The organism is Paenarthrobacter sp. NPDC090522 (assembly GCF_044769225.1).
Classification (GTDB): Bacteria; Actinomycetota; Actinomycetes; order Actinomycetales; family Micrococcaceae; genus Arthrobacter.
The window spans coordinates 68535-87438 of record NZ_JBIVXL010000002.1 but is presented as its reverse complement, the minus strand read 5'-3'; the positions used below and the strand labels follow the sequence as shown (position 1 = coordinate 87438).

13 protein-coding genes are annotated in these 18904 nt (G+C 64.6%); 9 read left to right on the top strand and 4 right to left on the bottom strand.

From position 1 onward, the window contains the following. Positions 1-173: 173 nt before the first annotated feature. The 7 genes from ACIQT2_RS02480 to metG all read left to right on the top strand — a co-directional run bounded on the left by ACIQT2_RS02480 (position 174) and on the right by metG (position 10895). Positions 174-2075 carry an acetolactate synthase large subunit gene (locus ACIQT2_RS02480; RefSeq protein ID WP_400330389.1) on the top strand — a complete coding sequence of 634 codons (1902 nt, stop codon included), beginning with the start codon at positions 174-176 and terminating at the stop codon, positions 2073-2075. A 2-nt stretch (positions 2076-2077) separates the two neighbouring features. Continuing rightward, positions 2078-2590: an acetolactate synthase small subunit gene (gene ilvN / locus ACIQT2_RS02475; RefSeq protein ID WP_021470923.1), complete on the top strand. Its 513-nt coding sequence runs from the start codon at positions 2078-2080 to the stop codon at positions 2588-2590. Positions 2591-2653: 63 nt separating this feature from the next. After that, positions 2654-3679, top strand: coding sequence for a ketol-acid reductoisomerase (gene ilvC / locus ACIQT2_RS02470; RefSeq protein WP_400330391.1), 1026 nt, complete (start codon positions 2654-2656; stop codon positions 3677-3679). Between the two features lie 253 nt (positions 3680-3932). Next, entirely contained in the window at positions 3933-5528 is a 1596-nt protein-coding gene (gene serA / locus ACIQT2_RS02465) for a phosphoglycerate dehydrogenase (RefSeq protein WP_402943267.1), read from the top strand. Positions 5529-5737: 209 nt separating this feature from the next. After that, entirely contained in the window at positions 5738-8548 is a 2811-nt protein-coding gene (locus ACIQT2_RS02460; protein WP_400330394.1) for an FtsX-like permease family protein, read from the top strand. Further along, positions 8545-9300, top strand: a complete 756-nt coding sequence (locus ACIQT2_RS02455) for an ABC transporter ATP-binding protein (protein ID WP_397322510.1) — start codon at positions 8545-8547, stop codon at positions 9298-9300. The genes ACIQT2_RS02460 and ACIQT2_RS02455 overlap by 4 nt, the downstream gene beginning before the upstream one ends. Positions 9301-9335: 35 nt before the next feature. Continuing rightward, the gene (gene metG / locus ACIQT2_RS02450; protein ID WP_402943262.1) at positions 9336-10895 is read left to right on the top strand and encodes a methionine--tRNA ligase; all 1560 of its coding nucleotides are present in this window, start codon (positions 9336-9338) and stop codon (positions 10893-10895) included. 114 nt (positions 10896-11009) lie between these two features. Here metG and ACIQT2_RS02445 read toward each other — a convergent pair whose 3' ends face one another. The 4 genes from ACIQT2_RS02445 to ACIQT2_RS02430 all read right to left on the bottom strand — a co-directional run bounded on the left by ACIQT2_RS02445 (position 11010) and on the right by ACIQT2_RS02430 (position 16286). Beyond that, positions 11010-13460 (bottom strand): ABC transporter permease, encoded by a 2451-nt coding sequence (locus tag ACIQT2_RS02445; RefSeq protein ID WP_402943259.1) that lies wholly within the window; start codon positions 13458-13460, stop codon positions 11010-11012. A 26-nt stretch (positions 13461-13486) separates the two neighbouring features. Further along, on the bottom strand, positions 13487-14275 hold the full coding sequence (locus ACIQT2_RS02440; RefSeq protein ID WP_402943256.1) for an ABC transporter ATP-binding protein: 789 nt from the start codon (positions 14273-14275) through the stop codon (positions 13487-13489). Between the two features lie 110 nt (positions 14276-14385). Then, entirely contained in the window at positions 14386-15099 is a 714-nt protein-coding gene (locus tag ACIQT2_RS02435) for a response regulator (protein WP_402943254.1), read from the bottom strand. Positions 15100-15101: 2 nt separating this feature from the next. After that, complete coding sequence (locus ACIQT2_RS02430) at positions 15102-16286, bottom strand: sensor histidine kinase (protein ID WP_402943251.1); 1185 nt, start codon at positions 16284-16286, stop codon at positions 15102-15104. A gap of 121 nt (positions 16287-16407) precedes the next feature. Between ACIQT2_RS02430 and ACIQT2_RS02425 the strand changes: the two genes are divergently transcribed. Both ACIQT2_RS02425 and ACIQT2_RS02420 read left to right on the top strand, forming a co-directional pair. Then, positions 16408-17460, top strand: coding sequence for a 3-isopropylmalate dehydrogenase (locus tag ACIQT2_RS02425; protein WP_402943249.1), 1053 nt, complete (start codon positions 16408-16410; stop codon positions 17458-17460). A gap of 122 nt (positions 17461-17582) precedes the next feature. Next, positions 17583-18695, top strand: coding sequence for a branched-chain amino acid aminotransferase (locus ACIQT2_RS02420; protein ID WP_402943246.1), 1113 nt, complete (start codon positions 17583-17585; stop codon positions 18693-18695). Positions 18696-18904 lie beyond the last annotated feature (209 nt).

The following is an 18904-nucleotide window of genomic DNA, read 5'->3' as shown; positions in this document are numbered from 1 at the left end:
GAACACTGAACGCATGATCTCATTCGTTACCGTCGGCGTCGTCGTCCTTACCAAGCGCGTGGCTTAGCCCGACTGGTAACGAACTGTCACGCGCAAACCCCTCGAAGAGCCGGAAGGCTGAGGGGTTTTTTTATTCCCAAAGACCCATCAAAGATCCACTAAGGAAGAGTCCGATGAGCAAAGGATCGCCGATCAGCCCCTCGCTGATGGCTGCAAAGTCCACTGGAGCCCCCAAAGCTCCGGAAAAGGTCGACCGTACGGCTGACACCGTCGTCGACGCTGCTGCACCTCTCTCTCCTGTACTTGGGCCGAACAACGTTGTACCCCCAACGGTGATGACCGGCTCGCAAGCAATTGTCCGTTCGCTCGAAGAACTCGGCGTGGACGATATTTTCGGTTTGCCCGGTGGCGCGATCCTGCCCACCTACGACCCCTTGATGGCCTCCAGGATGAATCACATCCTGGTCCGTCACGAACAGGGAGCCGGCCACGCCGCGCAAGGCTACGCCATGGTTACCGGACGGGTTGGTGTTTGCATCGCCACCTCGGGCCCCGGTGCCACCAACCTCGTCACCGCCATCATGGATGCCCACATGGACTCCGTGCCGATGGTGGCCATCACCGGCCAGGTGGCCAGTGGTGTCATTGGCACCGATGCCTTCCAGGAAGCCGACATTGTGGGCATCACCATGCCCATCACCAAGCATTCGTTCCTGGTGACGGACCCCAACGACATCCCCCACGTCATGGCTGAGGCATTCCACCTCGCCTCAACTGGCCGTCCGGGTCCAGTGCTGGTGGACATCGCCAAGGACGCCCAGGTTGGCCAGATGACCTTCTCCTGGCCGCCGAAGATCGACCTGCCCGGCTACCGCCCCGTGGTGCGCGGCCACAACAAGCAGGTGCGTGAAGCGGCCAAGCTGATTGCTGCCTCCAGCAAGCCTGTCCTTTACGTGGGCGGCGGCGTGGTCAAGGGCCATGCTTCGGCCGAACTCATGGAGCTCGCGCTGGCCACCGGTGCCCCTGTGGTCACTACCCTGATGGCCCGGGGCGCCTTCCCGGACTCGCATCCGCAGCACGTGGGCATGCCCGGCATGCACGGTTCCGTTTCCGCTGTCACTGCGCTGCAGCAGGCAGACCTCCTGATTACCCTGGGGGCACGCTTCGATGACCGCGTGACGGGCGTGCTGAAGACGTTCGCTCCCTTCGCCAAGGTGATCCACGCTGACATCGACCCCGCCGAAATCTCCAAGAACCGCACCGCGGATGTCCCGATCGTTGGCTCGGTCAAGGAAATCATTCCGGAACTGACCGAGGCCGTGAAGGCCCAGTTCGAGCAGGGCGGCACCCCGGACCTGGACTCGTGGTGGGCGTTCCTGAACAACCTGCGTGAAACGTACCCCTTGGGCTGGACCGAGCCCGAAGACGGCCTGAGCGCACCCCAGCGGGTGCTCAAGCGCATCGGCGAACTCACCGGACCTGAGGGCATCTACGTTGCCGGCGTGGGGCAGCACCAGATGTGGGCAGCCCAGTTCATCAACTACGAACGCCCGCATGCCTGGCTGAACTCCGGCGGCGCAGGAACCATGGGATACTCGGTTCCGGCAGCCATGGGTGCCAAGGTGGGCGAGCCGGACCGTGTGGTCTGGGCCATCGACGGCGACGGCTGCTTCCAGATGACCAACCAGGAATTGGCCACGTGCGCCATCAACAACATTCCCATCAAGGTTGCCATCATCAACAACTCTTCGCTGGGCATGGTCCGCCAATGGCAGACACTGTTCTACGAAGGCCGCTACTCCAACACGGACCTGAACACCGGCCACGACACCATCCGCATCCCGGACTTCGTCAAGCTGGCAGACGCCTACGGCTGCGCCGCACTTCGATGCGAGCGTGACGAGGACATCGACGCCACCATCCAGAAGGCCCTCGAAATCAACGACCGCCCCGTGGTCATCGACTTCGTGGTGAGCCCCAACTCGATGGTGTGGCCCATGGTGCCCGCCGGCGTCAGCAATGACCAGATCCAGGTTGCCCGCAACATGACCCCGGAATGGGAAGAGGAGGACTAGGCATGACCCGCCACACACTGTCCGTTCTGGTAGAAGACAAGCCCGGCGTTTTGACCCGCGTGGCCAGCCTCTTCGCCCGGCGTGCATTCAACATCAACTCCCTGGCTGTGGGACCCACCGAGGTACCCGGCATGTCCCGCATGACGGTTGTCGTCGACGCCGACGGCGACCTGATCGAGCAGGTCACCAAGCAGCTCAACAAGTTGGTCAACGTGATCAAGATTGTTGAACTGACTTCCGAATCTTCCGTACAGCGCGACCACATCCTGGTCAAGGTACGTGCGGATGCCGCGACACGTCTGCAGGTTACCCAGGCTGCAGACCTGTTCCGCGCCGCTGTTGTCGACGTGTCCACAGACTCGTTGGTGATTGAGGCAACCGGTACCCCGGAGAAGCTCGCAGCGCTGCTTTCAGTGCTGGAGCCGTTCGGCATCCGTGAAATTGTGCAGTCCGGCACCTTGGCCGTTGGACGGGGATCCCGCTCCATGAGTGACAGGGCGCTCCGCTCCGCGTGAGCAGTGCCCCGTACCGCAGCACCACATCAATATCGAGAAATCCACTCAAGAGGAGTTACGCAAGTGACTGAAATGTTCTACGACGACGACGCAGACCTGTCGATCATCCAGGGTCGCAAAGTTGCCATTGTCGGCTACGGCTCCCAGGGCCACGCCCACGCGCTGAACCTGCGCGATTCCGGCGTCGAGGTTGTCATCGCGCTGAAGGACGGCTCGAAGTCGACCGCCAAGGCACAGGACGCCGGCTTTACCGTCAAGAACGTCGCCGACGCCGCCGAATGGGCCGACGTCATCATGATCCTCGCGCCGGACCAGCACCAGCGTTCGATCTTCAACGACTCCATCAAGGACAAGCTGACCGAAGGCAAGGCACTCGCCTTCGCCCACGGCTTCAACATCCGCTTCGGCTACATCGAGGCTCCGGCCGGCGTTGACGTCATCCTGATCGCTCCGAAGGCTCCGGGCCACACGGTCCGCCGCGAATTCGAAGCCGGCCGTGGCATCCCGGACATCATCGCCGTGGAACAGGACGCTTCCGGTTCCGCCTGGGACCTGGCCAAGTCCTACGCCAAGGCCATCGGCGGCACCCGCGCCGGTGTCATCAAGACCACCTTCACCGAAGAGACCGAAACGGACCTCTTCGGCGAGCAGTCCGTCCTGTGCGGTGGCGTTTCCCAGCTCATCCAGTACGGCTTCGAAACCCTCACCGACGCCGGCTACCAGCCGCAGATCGCCTACTTCGAGGTACTCCACGAGCTCAAGCTCATCGTGGACCTCATGTGGGAGGGCGGCATCGCCAAGCAGCGCTGGAGCGTCTCCGACACCGCCGAGTACGGTGACTACGTTTCCGGCCCGCGCGTCATCACCCCCGAGGTGAAGGAAAACATGAAGGCTGTCCTGGCTGACATCCAGTCCGGTGCCTTCGCCAAGCGCTTCATCGACGACCAGGACAACGGCGCCGCAGAGTTCAAGGCACTGCGTGCCAAGGCAGAGCAGCACCCGATCGAGGAAGTTGGCCGCGAGCTCCGCTCGCTCTTCTCCTGGCAGCAGCAGGACGAGGACTACGTCGAAGGCTCGGCTGCACGCTGATTCTTCCCCCGCAATGCCCGTCCGGCTTCTACATACCGGGCGGGCATTGCCCGTTCTACCCGCCCTCCGGCTCCCAACGGTGGGCTGTGAACTTCTTCACAACCGGCCCGGCCTGCCCGTAACATCCCCAACCGGGCACCGGCTTAGCGGCCCTGATTCGATATTCTGGGCAGGTCCCGGCGTCGTGCCCGGGCCACGCATCCGCTCCTTGTCCAGTACTGTTCCCAAGTTGTCCAAAGTAAGGTGCCACCCCGTGTCAGCCACCAAACCCGTCGTCCTCCTCGCCGAGGAACTTTCGCCCGCCACAGTCGAGGCATTGGGCCCGGATTTCGAGATCCGCCAGACCGACGGCGCCGACCGCTCCCAGTTGCTGTCCGCCATTGCCGACGTCGACGCCATCCTGGTCCGTTCGGCCACCCAGGTTGATGCCGAAGCGATCGCCGCCGCGAAGAACCTCAAGGTCATCGCACGTGCCGGCGTGGGGCTGGACAACGTGGACATCAAGTCCGCCACCCAGGCCGGTGTCATGGTGGTCAACGCTCCCACGTCCAACATCGTTTCCGCCGCTGAACTGACGGTGGGCCACATCCTGAGCCTGGCCCGCCACATCCCGCAGGCAAGCTCCGCCCTGAAGAACGGCGAATGGAAGCGTTCCAAGTACACGGGCATCGAACTGTTCGAGAAGAAGATCGGCATCATTGGCCTGGGCCGCATCGGTGCCCTCGTGGCTGCCCGCCTTCAGGGCTTCGACACCGAGATCCTCGCCTACGACCCCTACATCACGGCTGCCCGTGCGGCGCAGTTGGGCGTCAAGCTGGTCACCCTGGACGAGCTCCTGACCAACGCGGACTTCATCACCATCCACATGCCCAAGACGCCTGAGACGGTAGGCATGCTGGGCGCTGACGCCTTCCGCAAGATGAAGGAATCCGCGTATGTGATCAACGTGGCACGTGGTGGCCTGGTTGACGAGGAAGCCCTCTACACCGCCTTGAAGGAAGGCCAGATTGCCGGCGCCGGTGTGGACGTCTTCGTCAAGGAGCCCAGTACGGACCTGCCCTTCTTCGAACTCGACAACGTCGTGGTGACCCCGCACCTTGGTGCCTCCACGGACGAAGCCCAGGAGAAGGCCGGCGTCTCGGTGGCCAAGTCGGTCCGCCTCGCCCTGGCCGGTGAACTGGTGCCGGACGCCGTCAACGTGGCCGGCGGCGTCATTGCCAGCGACATCCGACCGGGCATCCCGCTGATCGAAAAGCTCGGCCGGATCTTCACCGCCCTGACACACGCATCCCTGACCCAGATCGACGTCGAGGTTGCCGGTGAAATCGCCGCCCTGGACGTCAAGGTCCTGGAACTGGCTGCCCTCAAGGGTGTGTTCGCCGATGTTGTCACCGAGCAGGTTTCCTACGTCAACGCCCCCGTCATCGCCGAGCAGCGCGGCATCAACACCCGCCTGATCACCACGCCGGACGCCGAAGACTACCGCAACGTCCTGACCATCCGTGGCGCCCTCAGCGACGGTTCCCAGATCTCCGTGGCCGGTACCCTGACCGGGCCCAAGCAGGTGGAGAAGCTGGTAGGCGTCAACGGGTACGACGTCGAAATCCCCATCAGCGAGCACCTGGTGGTTGTTGCCTACGCTGACCGCCCGGGCGTCATCGGCACCATAGGCCACATCCTCGGCATGAACAACATCAACATCGGCGGCATGCAGGTTGCCCGCCAGACCGAAGGTGGCCAGGTCCTGGCGCTCCTGACCATCGACAGCTCGGTCCCGCAGCAGGTGCTGGAGGCCATCAAGGCAGGCATCGGAGCGGACATGGTCCGCGAAGTGGACCTGGAGGACTAGGGGTCATCCTCAAAGCTGATTTTGGCGTGGTGGAGACACACTTCTGACACGCTTGCGTGGCCGGTCTGCTTACAATGGCTGGGTCCGGGATTCGGACCCGGCAGCAGGCCGGCCACTACTTTTTGCACATACAGCCCGGGATTCCTTTGTGTTTTCGAGGGGTCAGGGTCCATGTGTGCGCGCCCGCAATCAAGGTCTCAGGGAGCCCAATGAACGCCGTCCAAAGGTTCATCAGAAGCCGTGTGCTGCTGCTGACCGCGGCCATTTTGATCGTCGCGATGTGCTTGTCCGTCCTCGTCCAGAGCCAGTCGCAGGCGGCCCTGAACCGGACCGTGGACGAGAACTCGCGCGGTCTGTACGACATCCTGGTCCAGGCGAAGCCTGACCAGGCCAAGGACGGCGAGGGTGGTGCGCTGATCCAGCCGGAAATCGCCAACGGCCAGGGCGGTATCAGCTTCGACCAGCTGGACAAGATCCGTGCCATGGGCCAAACGTCCGTGGCTGCCCCGATCAGCCTGGTGTCCCGTGTGTCGCAGAACCTTGAAGCGCCGCGCCTGAATGCCATGGACTACCTCGGCTACAACGCCGGGCTCGCCGGAGCCGTGACGGCAGGCGATCCGTCCGCCATGGATTCCAGCAAATGGCCTGCCGCTGAGTCGGTGTTGTCGGACACCCCCAAGAAGTACCGCTTGACGGCCACGGCCACGAGCTCCGACGGCGTCAACCAACAGACGTTGTTCAAGACCAGCGCCGAGGGCACCCTGGGCAAGGGCCGCCTGGTGCAGGAACAGGCCGCAGGCGGCTCCAACGTCCGGATCTCCGGACCCGACGGCGAAACAGGCATCAAGTTCCCGGCCCCGGCCCTTGGTTCGGAGCACAACCTCTTCAACCTCTCCGTGGCCCTCCCGTTGGCACCTGAGGTGACCGAGTCCGTCGTCGCGGTTGACCCCGCTTCGGAGCGGGCCCTCCTGGGCTCCGCGGGCGATTTCCTGGCGCCGCTGGAGAAGGCTCCGCCGGCGGATGCCCGCAACGCCGGGGCGATCGGCCGGCACTTCGAAAGCCTGTTCACCACGGGCCTGAGCATGCAGCAGCTGGAGGAAGGCCCTGACTTCCTCGGCGTGAAGCTCAAGTACTGGGCTCCGCTCATGACGCAGTACCAGCAGGCAAAGCGCGACGGTCTCCTGACGGACGATTCCCAGGCCATCCCGCTGATTGTCCGCTCCGGTACGTCCCTGGACCTGCAGTACTCGGTCAAGATCGAGGAAATCGATTCGTCCGGCAAGGTAGTCAAGGACGTCGGTACGGTTTCCCGCTCCCTGGACAAGGACTACCTGCCGTTCGTTTCCAAGGCACCCTTCGCCCTGGAATGGCCCGGCTCCACCGACCACAGCCAGCTGCTGGGCAGCACGGCCTCCTTCGGCCAGGGCCTTTACGATCCGGCTACCTGGAGTACGGCTTTCGCCGCCGCGCCGAAGTACAAGGACGGCGACCAGGCCGCCAACGGTGCCTCGGACAAGTCAGCGACGCCGGGGGACTGGGTCACGGTCAACCGCCTGCCCGAGAAGTCGTCGTTCGGGGCCGCCGTGGACCAGACCCAGCGCAAGCCCGTTGACGAACGCTCCTACCGGGAAGACCTCGCCACGGGCAAGAAGCCGGCTACCCCGATGCCCATGGTGTACGGAACCTTCAACCCCGCGGACGTCCAGGCAGCGGCGGGCGATGTCAACAAGCTTCCGCTCGGCGGCTACGATCCCGCGCCCATGACCCTGAGCAAGGATGCCCAGGGCAAGGATGTGGACAGCACGCAGCTGAAGCCTTCCCTGAGCGCCACGGGCCTGGTGAGCCAGTCCGCCGGTGCCATCACGGACTACTACGGCCTGGCCGCAGCCCGCGGCTACGACTCCAACGCCAACGTCATCGACGCCATCCGCGTCCGTGCCAATGCAACGGGCAACTGGAAGCAGGCGCAGCCGGAGGTTGAGAAGCTCGCTGCCCAGATCCGTGAGCTCGGACTCGAAGCCACCGTGGTTGCAGGCTCGGCGCGTGAAGACGCCAACATCTTCGTCCCCGGCTACAGCAAGGACGACTCCGGCAAGGAATCGGCGCTGGGCACCGTCCAGCAGTCGTGGGTCCGCCAGGATGCAGCAGACGCCGTGTCCGGCTCCCTGACGGGTACCAACGTCACCCTCCTCTTCCTGACTCTGCTCGGCGCCACGCTTCTCACGGGCGCATCGACGGTCAGCTACATCCGGCAGCGCCGGAGCGAAGCCGGCATCCTCCGGGCCATGGGCTGGACGCAGAAACGCATCCGGTCCTGGGTCCTTGAGGAATTCGCCGTGGGCGCGGCTGCCTTGGCTGCGGCCGGCATCATCCTGAGCCTGCTCAGCTGGAACCTCGCCACCGTCATCGTCTCGATCACCATGTTGATCATCTATGCGGGCGCTGCGTTCCTCGCCGCCCAGCAACTGCGCCACCGCGTTGTAGTGGACCAGGAACCCCAGCACGACGAACGCCTCGTCACCGTGGATTCGCCGCTGACGTTCGCCAACAGGCAGCTGACCACCAACCGGTTCAACTCGATCTCGCTGGCCGTGGCCGTGGGCGTCTTCGGTGCCGCCGTGGGTGCGCTGATCGCCTTGCTGATCGATATTCCCCGCGCCGCCGGCGCCAGCGCACTCAGCGGCCTGGCGGCAGCGAGCGTGGCCCTGCCCAGTGTGATCCTGGCCGTGTTCGGTGTGCTCGTGGGCCTGCTGCTGACCTTGGTCACCGGCCGGTTCGAGCTCCACGCCAAGCGTGAGTACCTCGGTACCCTGCGTGCCATGGGCTGGAACCCGGACATGCTGGGCCAGGTCCGCTTCTTCGAAAACGCCCTCGTGGGCACCGTGGCCCTTCCCCTTGGCGTCCTTGGCGCCCTGGGACTGGGTCTGCTCCTTGCTCCCTACGCGGCTCTGTGGGCCGGGCTGGCCGGTCTGCTGGCCGTAATTTGCTGGATTCCGATTGCAACGAAAGTAGTCAAATGACTGAGACTCCCAACCCCGAGCTGACGGCGACCCCGGAATCCACGGACGAGTCGCTGCAGACCCGCGCCAACACGATCGTGAAGGCCGCCGACCACGCCACTCCACTGGAGCTGAGCCGTGTCACCATCCACTACGGTGGCGACAAGGGCGGGGCCGAGGAAGTGGATGTCGTCGATGACTTCAACCTCACGCTGCACGCCGGTGAGATGCACTGCATCGCCGGCCGAAGCGGCTCCGGCAAGACCAGCATCCTGACCGTGAGCGCCGGACTGACGCTCCCGACGTCGGGCAAGGTCTTTTGGGAAGGCACGTCCCTGGAAGCGATGGGCGACGACGAAATCGCCGACCGCCGTCGGGCACTCATCGGCTATGTGGACCAGGGCGGTGCCCTGATCGACGGCATGAGCGCGCTGGAGAACGTCCTGCTGCCCGCCGTTCCGGACGGCGAAGTAGAGCAGCGCACCGAGATGGCCAAGGACCTCCTGGACCTGGTGGGCCTGGGTCGCCGCATGCGCCACCGCCCGGCCCAGCTCTCCGGCGGTGAGCGCCAGCGCGTGGCCATTGCCCGTGCGCTGATCCTCGGCACCCGCGTCCTGGTGGTGGACGAGCCCACGGCAAGCCTGGACCGCGCCGCCGCCAACCGCATCATCGGTATCCTCAAGGACACCACCAGCGACGGCATCGCGGTACTCGTGGCGTCACACGACCATGAACTGGTCCGGCTCAGCGATACGCTGACCGAGCTTAACTAGCTTCTCAACACCGAAAATAAAGGTAACTTCTTAGAGTGACGTCTGCAGAGAAATCCCCGTTCTACATCACCACGGCCATCAGCTACCCCAACGGCGTGCCGCACATCGGACATGCCTACGAGGTCATCGCCACTGATGCCATGGCGCGCTTCAAGCGCCTCGACGGCCATGAGGTGTTCTTCATGACCGGCACCGATGAGCACGGGCTCAAGATGCAGCAATCCGCCGAGAAGGAAGGCCTCACCGCCAAGGAACTGGCCGACCGGAACTCCGCTGCCTTCAAGCAGATGAGCAAGGACCTGGGCATCTCCCACGACCGCTTCATCCGGACCACGGACCCGGACCACTATGAGGCGTCGCAGGCCATCTGGAAGAAGATGGAAGCCAACGGCGATATCTACCTCTCCAAGTACGAGGGCTGGTACTCCGTCCGCGACGAAGCGTATTACGTCGAGGACGACACCGTCGTGAAGGAAGACGGCCTGCGCTACTCCAAGGAAACCGACACCCTGGTGACGTGGACGGCGGAGGAGAGCTACTTCTTCCGGCTGTCCGCCTACCAGGAAAAGCTTCTGGCGTTGTACGAGGAACAGCCCGAGTTCGGGGCACCGCAGTCGCGATTCAATGAGGTCATCAGCTTCGTCAAGCGTGGTCTTGAGGACTTGTCCATCAGCCGCACCACGTTCGACTGGGGCGTTCCGGTTCCGGGCGACGAGAAGCATGTCATGTATGTCTGGGTGGATGCACTCACCAACTACCTGACCGGTGCAGGCTACCCGGACGTGGACTCCGAATCCTTCAAGAAGTTCTGGCCGGCGGATGTCCACGTGATCGGCAAGGACATCTCCCGTTTCCATGCCATCTACTGGCCCGCGTTCCTCATGAGTGCCGGGCTTGAGTTGCCCAAGCGCGTCATGATCCACGGCTTCCTGACCAACAATGGCGTCAAGATGTCCAAGTCGCTTGGCAACGTGGTGGCACCGCAGGACTTCGTGACGCAATACGGGCTGGACCAGTGCCGTTTCTTCTTCCTTCGCGAAGTCCCGTTCGGCGCCGATGGCAGCTACAACCATGAGGCAATCGTGGGCCGCATGAACTCGGACCTCGCCAACAACTTCGGCAACCTGGCCCAGCGTTCGCTGTCCATGGTGGCCAAGAACTGCGAAGGCAAGGTCCCTGTTCCCGGCGAATTCACGGCCGAGGACCAGGCACTCCTTGCCAAGGCGGGCGCGCTGCTCGAAACTGCCCGTGGCGCCTTCGAGAAGCAGGAATTCAGCCGTGCACTCGAGGCAATCTGGACGGTGCTGGGCGATACCAACGCCTACTTTGCCGAGCAGGCGCCGTGGGTGCTGCGTAAGACGGACCTGGAGCGCATGAACACGGTCCTGTACGTCACCTTGGAAGTTGTCCGGATCGTGGCGATCCTCGCCCAACCGGTCATGCCGTCGTCGTCCGCCAAGCTTCTTGGGGTACTTGGCCAGCCGGAAGGCGAGGCGCGCCAGTTCGCTGCCATCGCCACGCCGATCGTTGCCGGCACGGAGCTTCCGGCTCCCGCCCCGGTCTTCCCGCGCTACGAGGAACCCGCCGAGGCCTGACGGACCCTCTCTCACCAAACCGCCCAAAAACGCCAACGCTCTCTCACTTCCAGCCGGTCCGGCCGGCGGAAGTGAGAGAGCGTTTGGCTTTAAGGGTTGTTGGGTGAGAGAGCGTCAGGCGGTGGCGAGGCCCTCAACCGGCGACAACCGCGCAGCGCGGCGGGCAGGAACCACCGAGGCCAACAGGCCTGCGATGACTGCCACTCCGAACACTGCCGCGAGTTGGAGCCACGGCACCGTCGGAACCACGTCCGCCATGCCGCCAAGGGTGGCTTGTGCCCCCAGCCAGCCATACACACAGCCCAAGCCGGCGCCGAGGACAGCTGCCACGCCGGCCACAAGGACTGCTTCGATGGCGAGCATTCCACGGAGCTGCCCCTTGGTCAGGCCGAGCGCCCGGAGCAGCGAATTCTCGCGGGTTCGTTCCAGGACGGAGAGGGACAGGGTGTTGGCCACGCCGATCAAGGCAATCACTACCGCGATGCCGAGCAGCCCCGTGACCACCAGCAGCAGGACATCGATGATGCTGTTGAACGTAGCCCGCTCGATCGCCGCGCCGCTGACCGTCCGCTCAGGGACTCCCAAGGCAGCCGCGATTTCCTTTTGCAGGGCCTGCACGCGATCACCGGACACGGCATCGTCCACCTTCACCCAGACCATGCCGGGTGTGTCCGGCAACGATCCGGAAGTGATGCTGCCGCTTGCCACGAAGGCCGGGACATGGCGGGTCTTCAGCACCTTGGCGTCGAGCGTTACCGGACCGGCCGCCGTCGTGATGTTCGCCGGGCCTTCGCGCGAATCCTCAGGCAGGTACACCGTCCCAGGAGCAGGACGCAGCTTGTCGTCCCGAAGCACGGCGGAAGCATCCGCGCCGCTGATGGCGTAGAGGGTGGTGCCGCCGTCGGGCGTAGATGCGTCGGCGAGCTGGCCCACCGCCGGGAGGAGGACGGCTGCGCGCACCCCCTCCAGGGACGCGATCCGCTTGACTGCCTGCACGGGGTCGATGTTACCGGGGCCCGACACAGCAGTTGGAGCGGCCAGGTCCACGGGATAGGTTTTCGCCAACGTGCTGTTGAAGGCCTGACGTGACGTGGCGGCGCCGGTCATCATGAGGGAAACCAAGGTGACGCCAATCAGCAGGGCAGCGGCGGTCGCCGATGTCCGGGCCGGGTTGCGCGTTGCGTTGACCGCGGCGAGCTTGCCGGGGACTCCCGCCGGGGCAGCCAAACGGCCTGCCCAAGCCACAACCGTCGGGATGAAGAGCGTGGCACAGAGCAGGATGCCCACGAAGGACACGGCGCCACCCAGCAGTGCCACCGGGAGGGAGACCTTCACGCTGCCGAAGACCAGCACGGCAGCCCCTCCGAGCACAGCCACCACACCAAGGACAAGGCGTACCTTGCCGCGCCGGTTGCGGACGGTGGCGTCGTCTGCGGGGCGAAGGGCGGCAAGAGGCGCGACGGCGGTTGCCGCCTTCGCGGGCACCAGCGCGGCCATGACTGTCAGCAGGGTTCCGGCCAGCAGCCCCGCAATGACGGCCGACGGCGGGACGGCCAACGTGGCGAAGGACTGCTCAGGTTGCGTCCTGGCCCAAGCGACCAGCCCGGACATCAAACCGACGGCCGCAGCCACGCCCAGAACCGAGAAGGCAAAACCGACCACCAGCGCCTCCACCATGACGGAGCCCCGGATTTGTGCGCGTCCGGCACCGAGGCATCGCAGCAACGCCAACTCCCGGGTGCGCTGAGCCACCAGCACCGAGAAAGTATTCGCCACCACCAAGGTGGACACCAAAATCGCGACCCCCGCGAAGGCCAGCAGGACAATGGTCAGCTGGTCCTGGCCCGCGCTGAGCATCGCCACCGTGGCCGTGACCTTTTCCTGGGCGGTCTGTAACACCGGCCCATCAGCACCGGCGGCCTCCATGCGGTGCGTGATGTAGTCCTTCGCCGCGGACACATCTTCGCCCGGTTTGAGGGTGAACTGCAGGCCGCTGAAACCGGCGCCACTGTCCTGGACGGCGTTCAGCACCGAAGGCCCGGCAATCAGTTGTGCCGCGGAAGCGGAGAAGGGATCGTTCGTGGACTGCACCAGGCCAGTAACGGTCACCTTGGCGTTCTTGACTGGACCACTGCCATGCAGTTCCAAGGTGCTGCCCGGGGCGAGGCCCAGGTGCTGGGCGGTCTTGACATCAATCACTACGTCGAAGGGCTTGGACGGCATGGATCCGGACGAAATCACGGCCCCCTCCAGGGAAGTCGGTGCCGCATTTCGAAGCCGCCCGAACTGTTCCCCGCCACCGGCCTCGAACGTCACGTAGCTTGATCGCTCCGCGTAACTGTCCTGCACTGCGGGGGAGGAAGCCGCAGCCTCCACGGCCGCCTGGCTGAACGGCTCACCGTTCTTGGACGTAGCCACCAGGTCTGCGTGGCGGTAAGCCTCGCCGATGCTGGCCCCGAGCGATGCGTTGGTGCTCGCGCCCACCATGAGCGTGGCGGCCAGGAACATGACGGACAGCATCACGGCCAGGCCAATGGCCACGAACCTGCGGTAATGAGTCGTCAATTGGGATATGGCAACGCGCAGCATGCCTACGCCCCCAGCTTTCCAAGGGCGGTCAGCACCGAGTCCGGGGTGGGCTGGTGGATTTCGCCCACCAAGCCGCCGTCGCTCATCAGGACCACGCGGTCGGCGTAGCTCGCGGCGACGGGATCGTGCGTCACCATGATGATGCTCTGGCCCATTTCCTGGCTGCTCCGGCGCAGGAGCGCCAGCACTTCACCACCGGCTTTGGAATCGAGGTTGCCGGTGGGTTCGTCGCCGAAGACGACGTCGGGGCGCGTCAGCAGCGCCCGTGCCACCGCAACCCTTTGCTGTTGGCCGCCGGACAACTCATGGGGGCGGTGCTTCAGCCTGTCCTTCAGCCCCAGGGTGGTGACCACGGTATCCAGCCACCCGGCGTCGGCCGTTGTTCCGGCCAGCGCAAGCGGCAAGGTGATGTTCTGTTCGGCCGTCAGCGTGGGCACCAGATTGAACGCCTGGAAGACGAAGCCAATGCGTTCCCTCCGCAGTGCGGTCAGTTCCTTGTCACTGAGTCCCGTCAGTTCAGTGCCGCCAAGGAGGATGCGGCCACTGTCAGCAGTGTCCAATCCGGCCAGGCAGTGCATCAGGGTGGACTTGCCCGAACCGGACGGTCCCATGATCGCAGTGAACTTGCCGGCCTCGAAACGCACCGAGACGTTGTCCAGGGCCATCACCCGGGTATCGCCGCGACCGTAGCTCTTGGTCAGTGAACGGGCCTCGACGGCGGGACGCGCGGGCTCGGCGCCGGAGGGTTGGTCTGGAAACGACGGGTGCGGTGCGGACGTGAAAGTTGTCATGCTTTCACGCTATTTCCCGCGGCTGGTTCCCGGATCAGGCCTAGGGCCCACTGTCCGAGGTGCCCGCTCATACCGTGGTCGGAGGCCGGGGAGCACGGAACTCATCCCTGCTACGTGCCGGGGGCCACCACACCGGTCTCGTAGGCGATGACCACGATCTGCACGCGGTCCCGGGCGCCGAGCTTGGCCAGGATGTGCCCCACATGTGTCTTGACCGTTGCCTCGGAAAGGAAGAGTCCTGCAGCGATCTCCGGATTGGACTGGCCCTGGGCGATCAGCAGGAACACTTCGCGCTCGCGGGCCGTCAGGGTCTCCACTGCGGCCGCGTGCCCGCTCTGTTCCGGAGTCTGCGTCCGCAGCAACGGAGCAACGTGGTCCAGCAAACGGCGGGTAGTGGAAGGCGCGATCACGGCGTCACCGCGGTACACCGTCCGGATTGCCTCCAGGAGTTCTTCGGGGGGTGCGTCCTTCAGCAGGAACCCGCTGGCGCCGGCGCGGATCGCGGCCAAGGCGTATTCGTCCAGGTCGAAGGTGGTCAGGACCACGATCTTCACGTCAGCCCGCTGTGAGCCGTTGGGCTGCGTGGCAGCCTGTTCCAGGATGCGGCGTGTAGCTTCGATGCCGTCCATTCCGGGCATGCGGACATCCATGAGGACGACGTCGGCAGCAGTGGCGCTGAGCGCCTGGATGGCCTCGATGCCATTGCCGGCTTCAGCCACCACTTCAAGGTCCGGCTGGGAGTTGATGAGCATGCCAAAGCCCGAGCGGACCAGGTGCTGGTCGTCGACGAGGGCCACCCGGATGGGCACGGTGGGTTCGGACATGGTCAGGCCTCCGAATAGGGGATGAATGCAGATACGCGGAATCCGCCGCCCTGTTCGGGGCCTGCGGACAAGGAACCATCGTAGAGCGCAATCCGTTCGCCCATGCCGCGCAGGCCGTTTCCGCCGCCTGCTGCCGGAGGATCGGCGGCTGCGCCGCGCCCATCGTCCACCACGTCCACCTGAAGGCCGCGGCCTTGCCAGGCCAGGGTGACACTCGCCTTCGCGGTGGGGCCGCCGTGCTTGATGACGTTGGTGAGGGCTTCCTGGATGGTGCGGTACGCCGTGAGTTCCGCTCCCGCCGGCATGGCCCGCCGGGGGACGCCTTGCTCTTCGAAGGCGACCTGCAGGGTGGCGGCCCTGAAGCCCAGGAGGAGTTCGTCCAGGTCGGCCAGCCGTGGCTGCGGACGGGTGGGGGAGTCGTCGTCGTTTCGCAGGACGCCGAGAAGCCTCCTCATTTCGCTGAGGGAGTCGCGGCCGGTTGCCGCGATGGTAGCCAGTGCCTCGGTGGCAAGTTCCGGTTTGGCCGCCGCTGCGTACCGGGCACCATCGGCCTGGGTGATGATGACCGAGAGCGAGTGTGCCACGATGTCGTGCATCTCGCGCGCTATGTGTGACCGTTCGTCCGCCGCGGCGAGTTGGCGTTCCTGTTGCTGTTCGATTTCCAGCCGCCGGGTTCGGTCTTCGAGGGCCTGGAGTTGGAGGCGACGGACCCTGGTCAGGTCACCGAGGGTCCAGCTGACCAGTACCAGCATCCAGATGAGGACCGTGTACAAGGCGCCGATGGTGAGGCCCAGGATTCCGGACTCGGCAGAACCGGCGTACTCGCGTGTAGTGAGCATCACACCGCCCAGTATGCCCAGGAGCAGCACCGTGCGGCTTGCCCACACCGGTCCGTACGCGGCGGTGGCGTAGATGATGAGTGGCACGGCGATCTGGCCGGCCACCGGTTCGGCACCAGCCGCCCATTGGACCAAGCACACCAAAACCACGACGGCGGCAGCCGGCACAGGGCGGGTCCGTCGCCAGGCGAGGGGCAACAGGAGGCCGCAGGACAGGACGAAGAGGAAGGGCCGTCCGGCCAGCAGGTAGACCGGGCCGAAGAGCAGAAGGAGGATGACGGTTGCCGTCAGGTCAACCTTGAACCGGTTTATCCGGAACCATTCGTAAATTGCGTGCCTTCTGTCCACGCTACGACTCTATGGGGCCGTGGCGGGTGTTCACATCATGCCGTGGTCGGAGCTTTCGGTGGAATGTTCAACAAGTGAGACGATTTTGACCAGCATGTGGATTCTCCGGCTAGATGGACGTATGAGCGCATCGTCCATCAATCTCGCTGTCATCCCCGGCGACGGCATTGGCCCAGAGGTCATCGCCGAAGCCGTCAAGGTCCTGGAGAAGGCTGTAGCCGCAGAAGGCGTCACCCTGGAGCAGACCCACTACAAGCTGGGTGCCCAGCACTGGCTCGAGACCGGCGAGACCCTTCCGGACGAGGTCTTGGCGGACCTGAAGACGCGCGATGCCATCCTTTTCGGCGCCGTTGGCGCAGCCCCGGGTGACACCCGGATCCCCTCGGGCATCATCGAACGCGAGATGCTCCTCAAGCTGCGTTTCAGCCTGGACCACTACGTCAACCTTCGCCCCTCCCGCCTCTACGGAACCGTCGGCAGCCCGCTGGCCAATCCCGGCAACATCGACTTCATCGTGGTGCGCGAAGGAACCGAAGGCCCCTACGTTGGCAACGGCGGCACTCTCCGCGGCGGAACCCCGCACGAGGTAGCCACCGAAGTTTCACTCAATACTGCCCATGGCGTGGAGCGCGTTGTCCGCGATGCCTTCCGCCGCGCCAGCGAGCGTCCGCGCAAGCATGTCACCTTGGTGCACAAGCACAACGTCCTGGTCTTCGCGGGCCACCTCTGGAAGCGCACCGTCGAGGCCGTGGCCACGGAATTCCCCGAGGTCACCCACGACTACCTGCACATCGATGCCGCCACGATCTTCCTGGTCACCGAGCCGGCGCGCTTCGACGTCATTGTCACCGACAACCTCTTCGGTGACATCCTGACCGACCTCGCAGCTGCCGTCACCGGCGGTATCGGGCTCGCGGCATCAGGAAACATCAACATGGACCGCACCGCACCGTCCATGTTCGAACCAGTCCATGGCTCCGCCCCGGACATCGCAGGCCAGCAGAAGGCGGACCCCACTGCTGCGATCCTGTCTGCAGTGCTGTTGCTGGACCACCTTGGCTACACCTCGGCGGCCCGCAAGATCGAAGCGGCAGTTGTTGCCGACGTCGAAAGCCGCACCGGCGAACCGCGCAGCACCGCTGCGATCGGCGACGCCATTGCGGCCGCACTTTAGGCCCATTACTCAGGCGTAAGCTTGTCTTGAATTATTTACCTGCTTCCTTGGTCCATCGCTGAACCATCTCCTCTTCCAGGGGCCGTGGTTCGCACTGCCAGGTAGCTGACTGTGGAGGAAACATGACTCAGACTGCCCATGGCGTCGAATTCAGCCAGCAGCTTTCGGCCAACCCGAAGTCTGTTGAGGAGCGTGCAGCCGTCCTGGCGAACCCGGGATTTGGCGACTACTTCACCGACCACACCGCCGTCGTCGATTACAAGGTCGACGCCGAAGGCAAGGGCGGATGGCAGAATGCCCGCGTAGAGCCGTATGGTCCCATTACGCTCGACCCCTCGGCCGCGGTGCTGCACTATGGCCAGGAAATTTTCGAGGGCCTCAAGGCATACCGCCACGCTGACGGTTCCGTCTGGACGTTCCGCCCGGAAGCCAATGCTGCCCGGCTCAACAAGTCCGCCCGTCGCCTGGCCCTTCCGGAACTGCCGGAGGAATACTTCCTGGGCGCCATCCGCGAACTGGTACAGGCCGACAAGGAATGGGTTCCCTCCGGTGACGGTGAAGCCCTGTACTTGCGTCCGTTCATGATCGCCACCGAGGCTTTCCTGGGTGTCCGTGCCGCCCGTGAAGTGTCCTTCCGCGTCATCGCCTCGCCGGCCGGGAACTACTTCGGCGGGGAACTCAAGCCGGTGTCCATCTGGATCTCCCGCGAGTACGCCCGGGCCGGCCGCGGTGGCACCGGTGCGGCCAAGTGCGGTGGCAACTATGCCGCCTCGCTGATCGCGCAGCAGGAAGCAGAGGCCAACGGCTGCAAGCAGGTACTCTTCCTGGACCACTTCAACGACGATGCCGTGGAAGAACTCGGCGGCATGAACGTCTTCTTCGTGTTCAAGGACGGCTCGCTGGCCACGCCGGCCCTGAGCGGAACCATTCTGGAAGGCGTCACCCGGTCCTCCGTGATCCAGGTGGCCAAGGACATGGGCCGCGAGGTATCCGAGCGCAAGATCACCCTGGACGAGTGGCGTGACGGCGTTGCTTCGGGCGACATCACCGAGGTCTTCGCGTGCGGTACCGCTGCCGTGATCACGCCGATCGGCGTGCTGAAGGACGCCACGGAATTCATCGGCTCCGAGGACGCCAAAGCAGGCGACACCACCATGGCCATCCGCGAGCAGCTCCTGGGAATCCAGACCGGAACGGTCGAGGACCGCCACGGCTGGCTGACCCGCCTGGTCTAGATCCCCAAAAAGTACGACGGTCCAAAGCACGACGACGGTCCCCGCCTTGAGTGACAAGGCGGGGACCGTCGTCGTCCACCCTCTCTCATCGAGTCGCCTGTTTTGTGGGACCCTCTCTCATCGAGTCGCCTGTTTTGTGGGACGCTCTCTCATCGAGTCGCCTGTTTTGTGGGACGCTCTCTCATCGAGTCGCCTGTTTTGTGGGACGC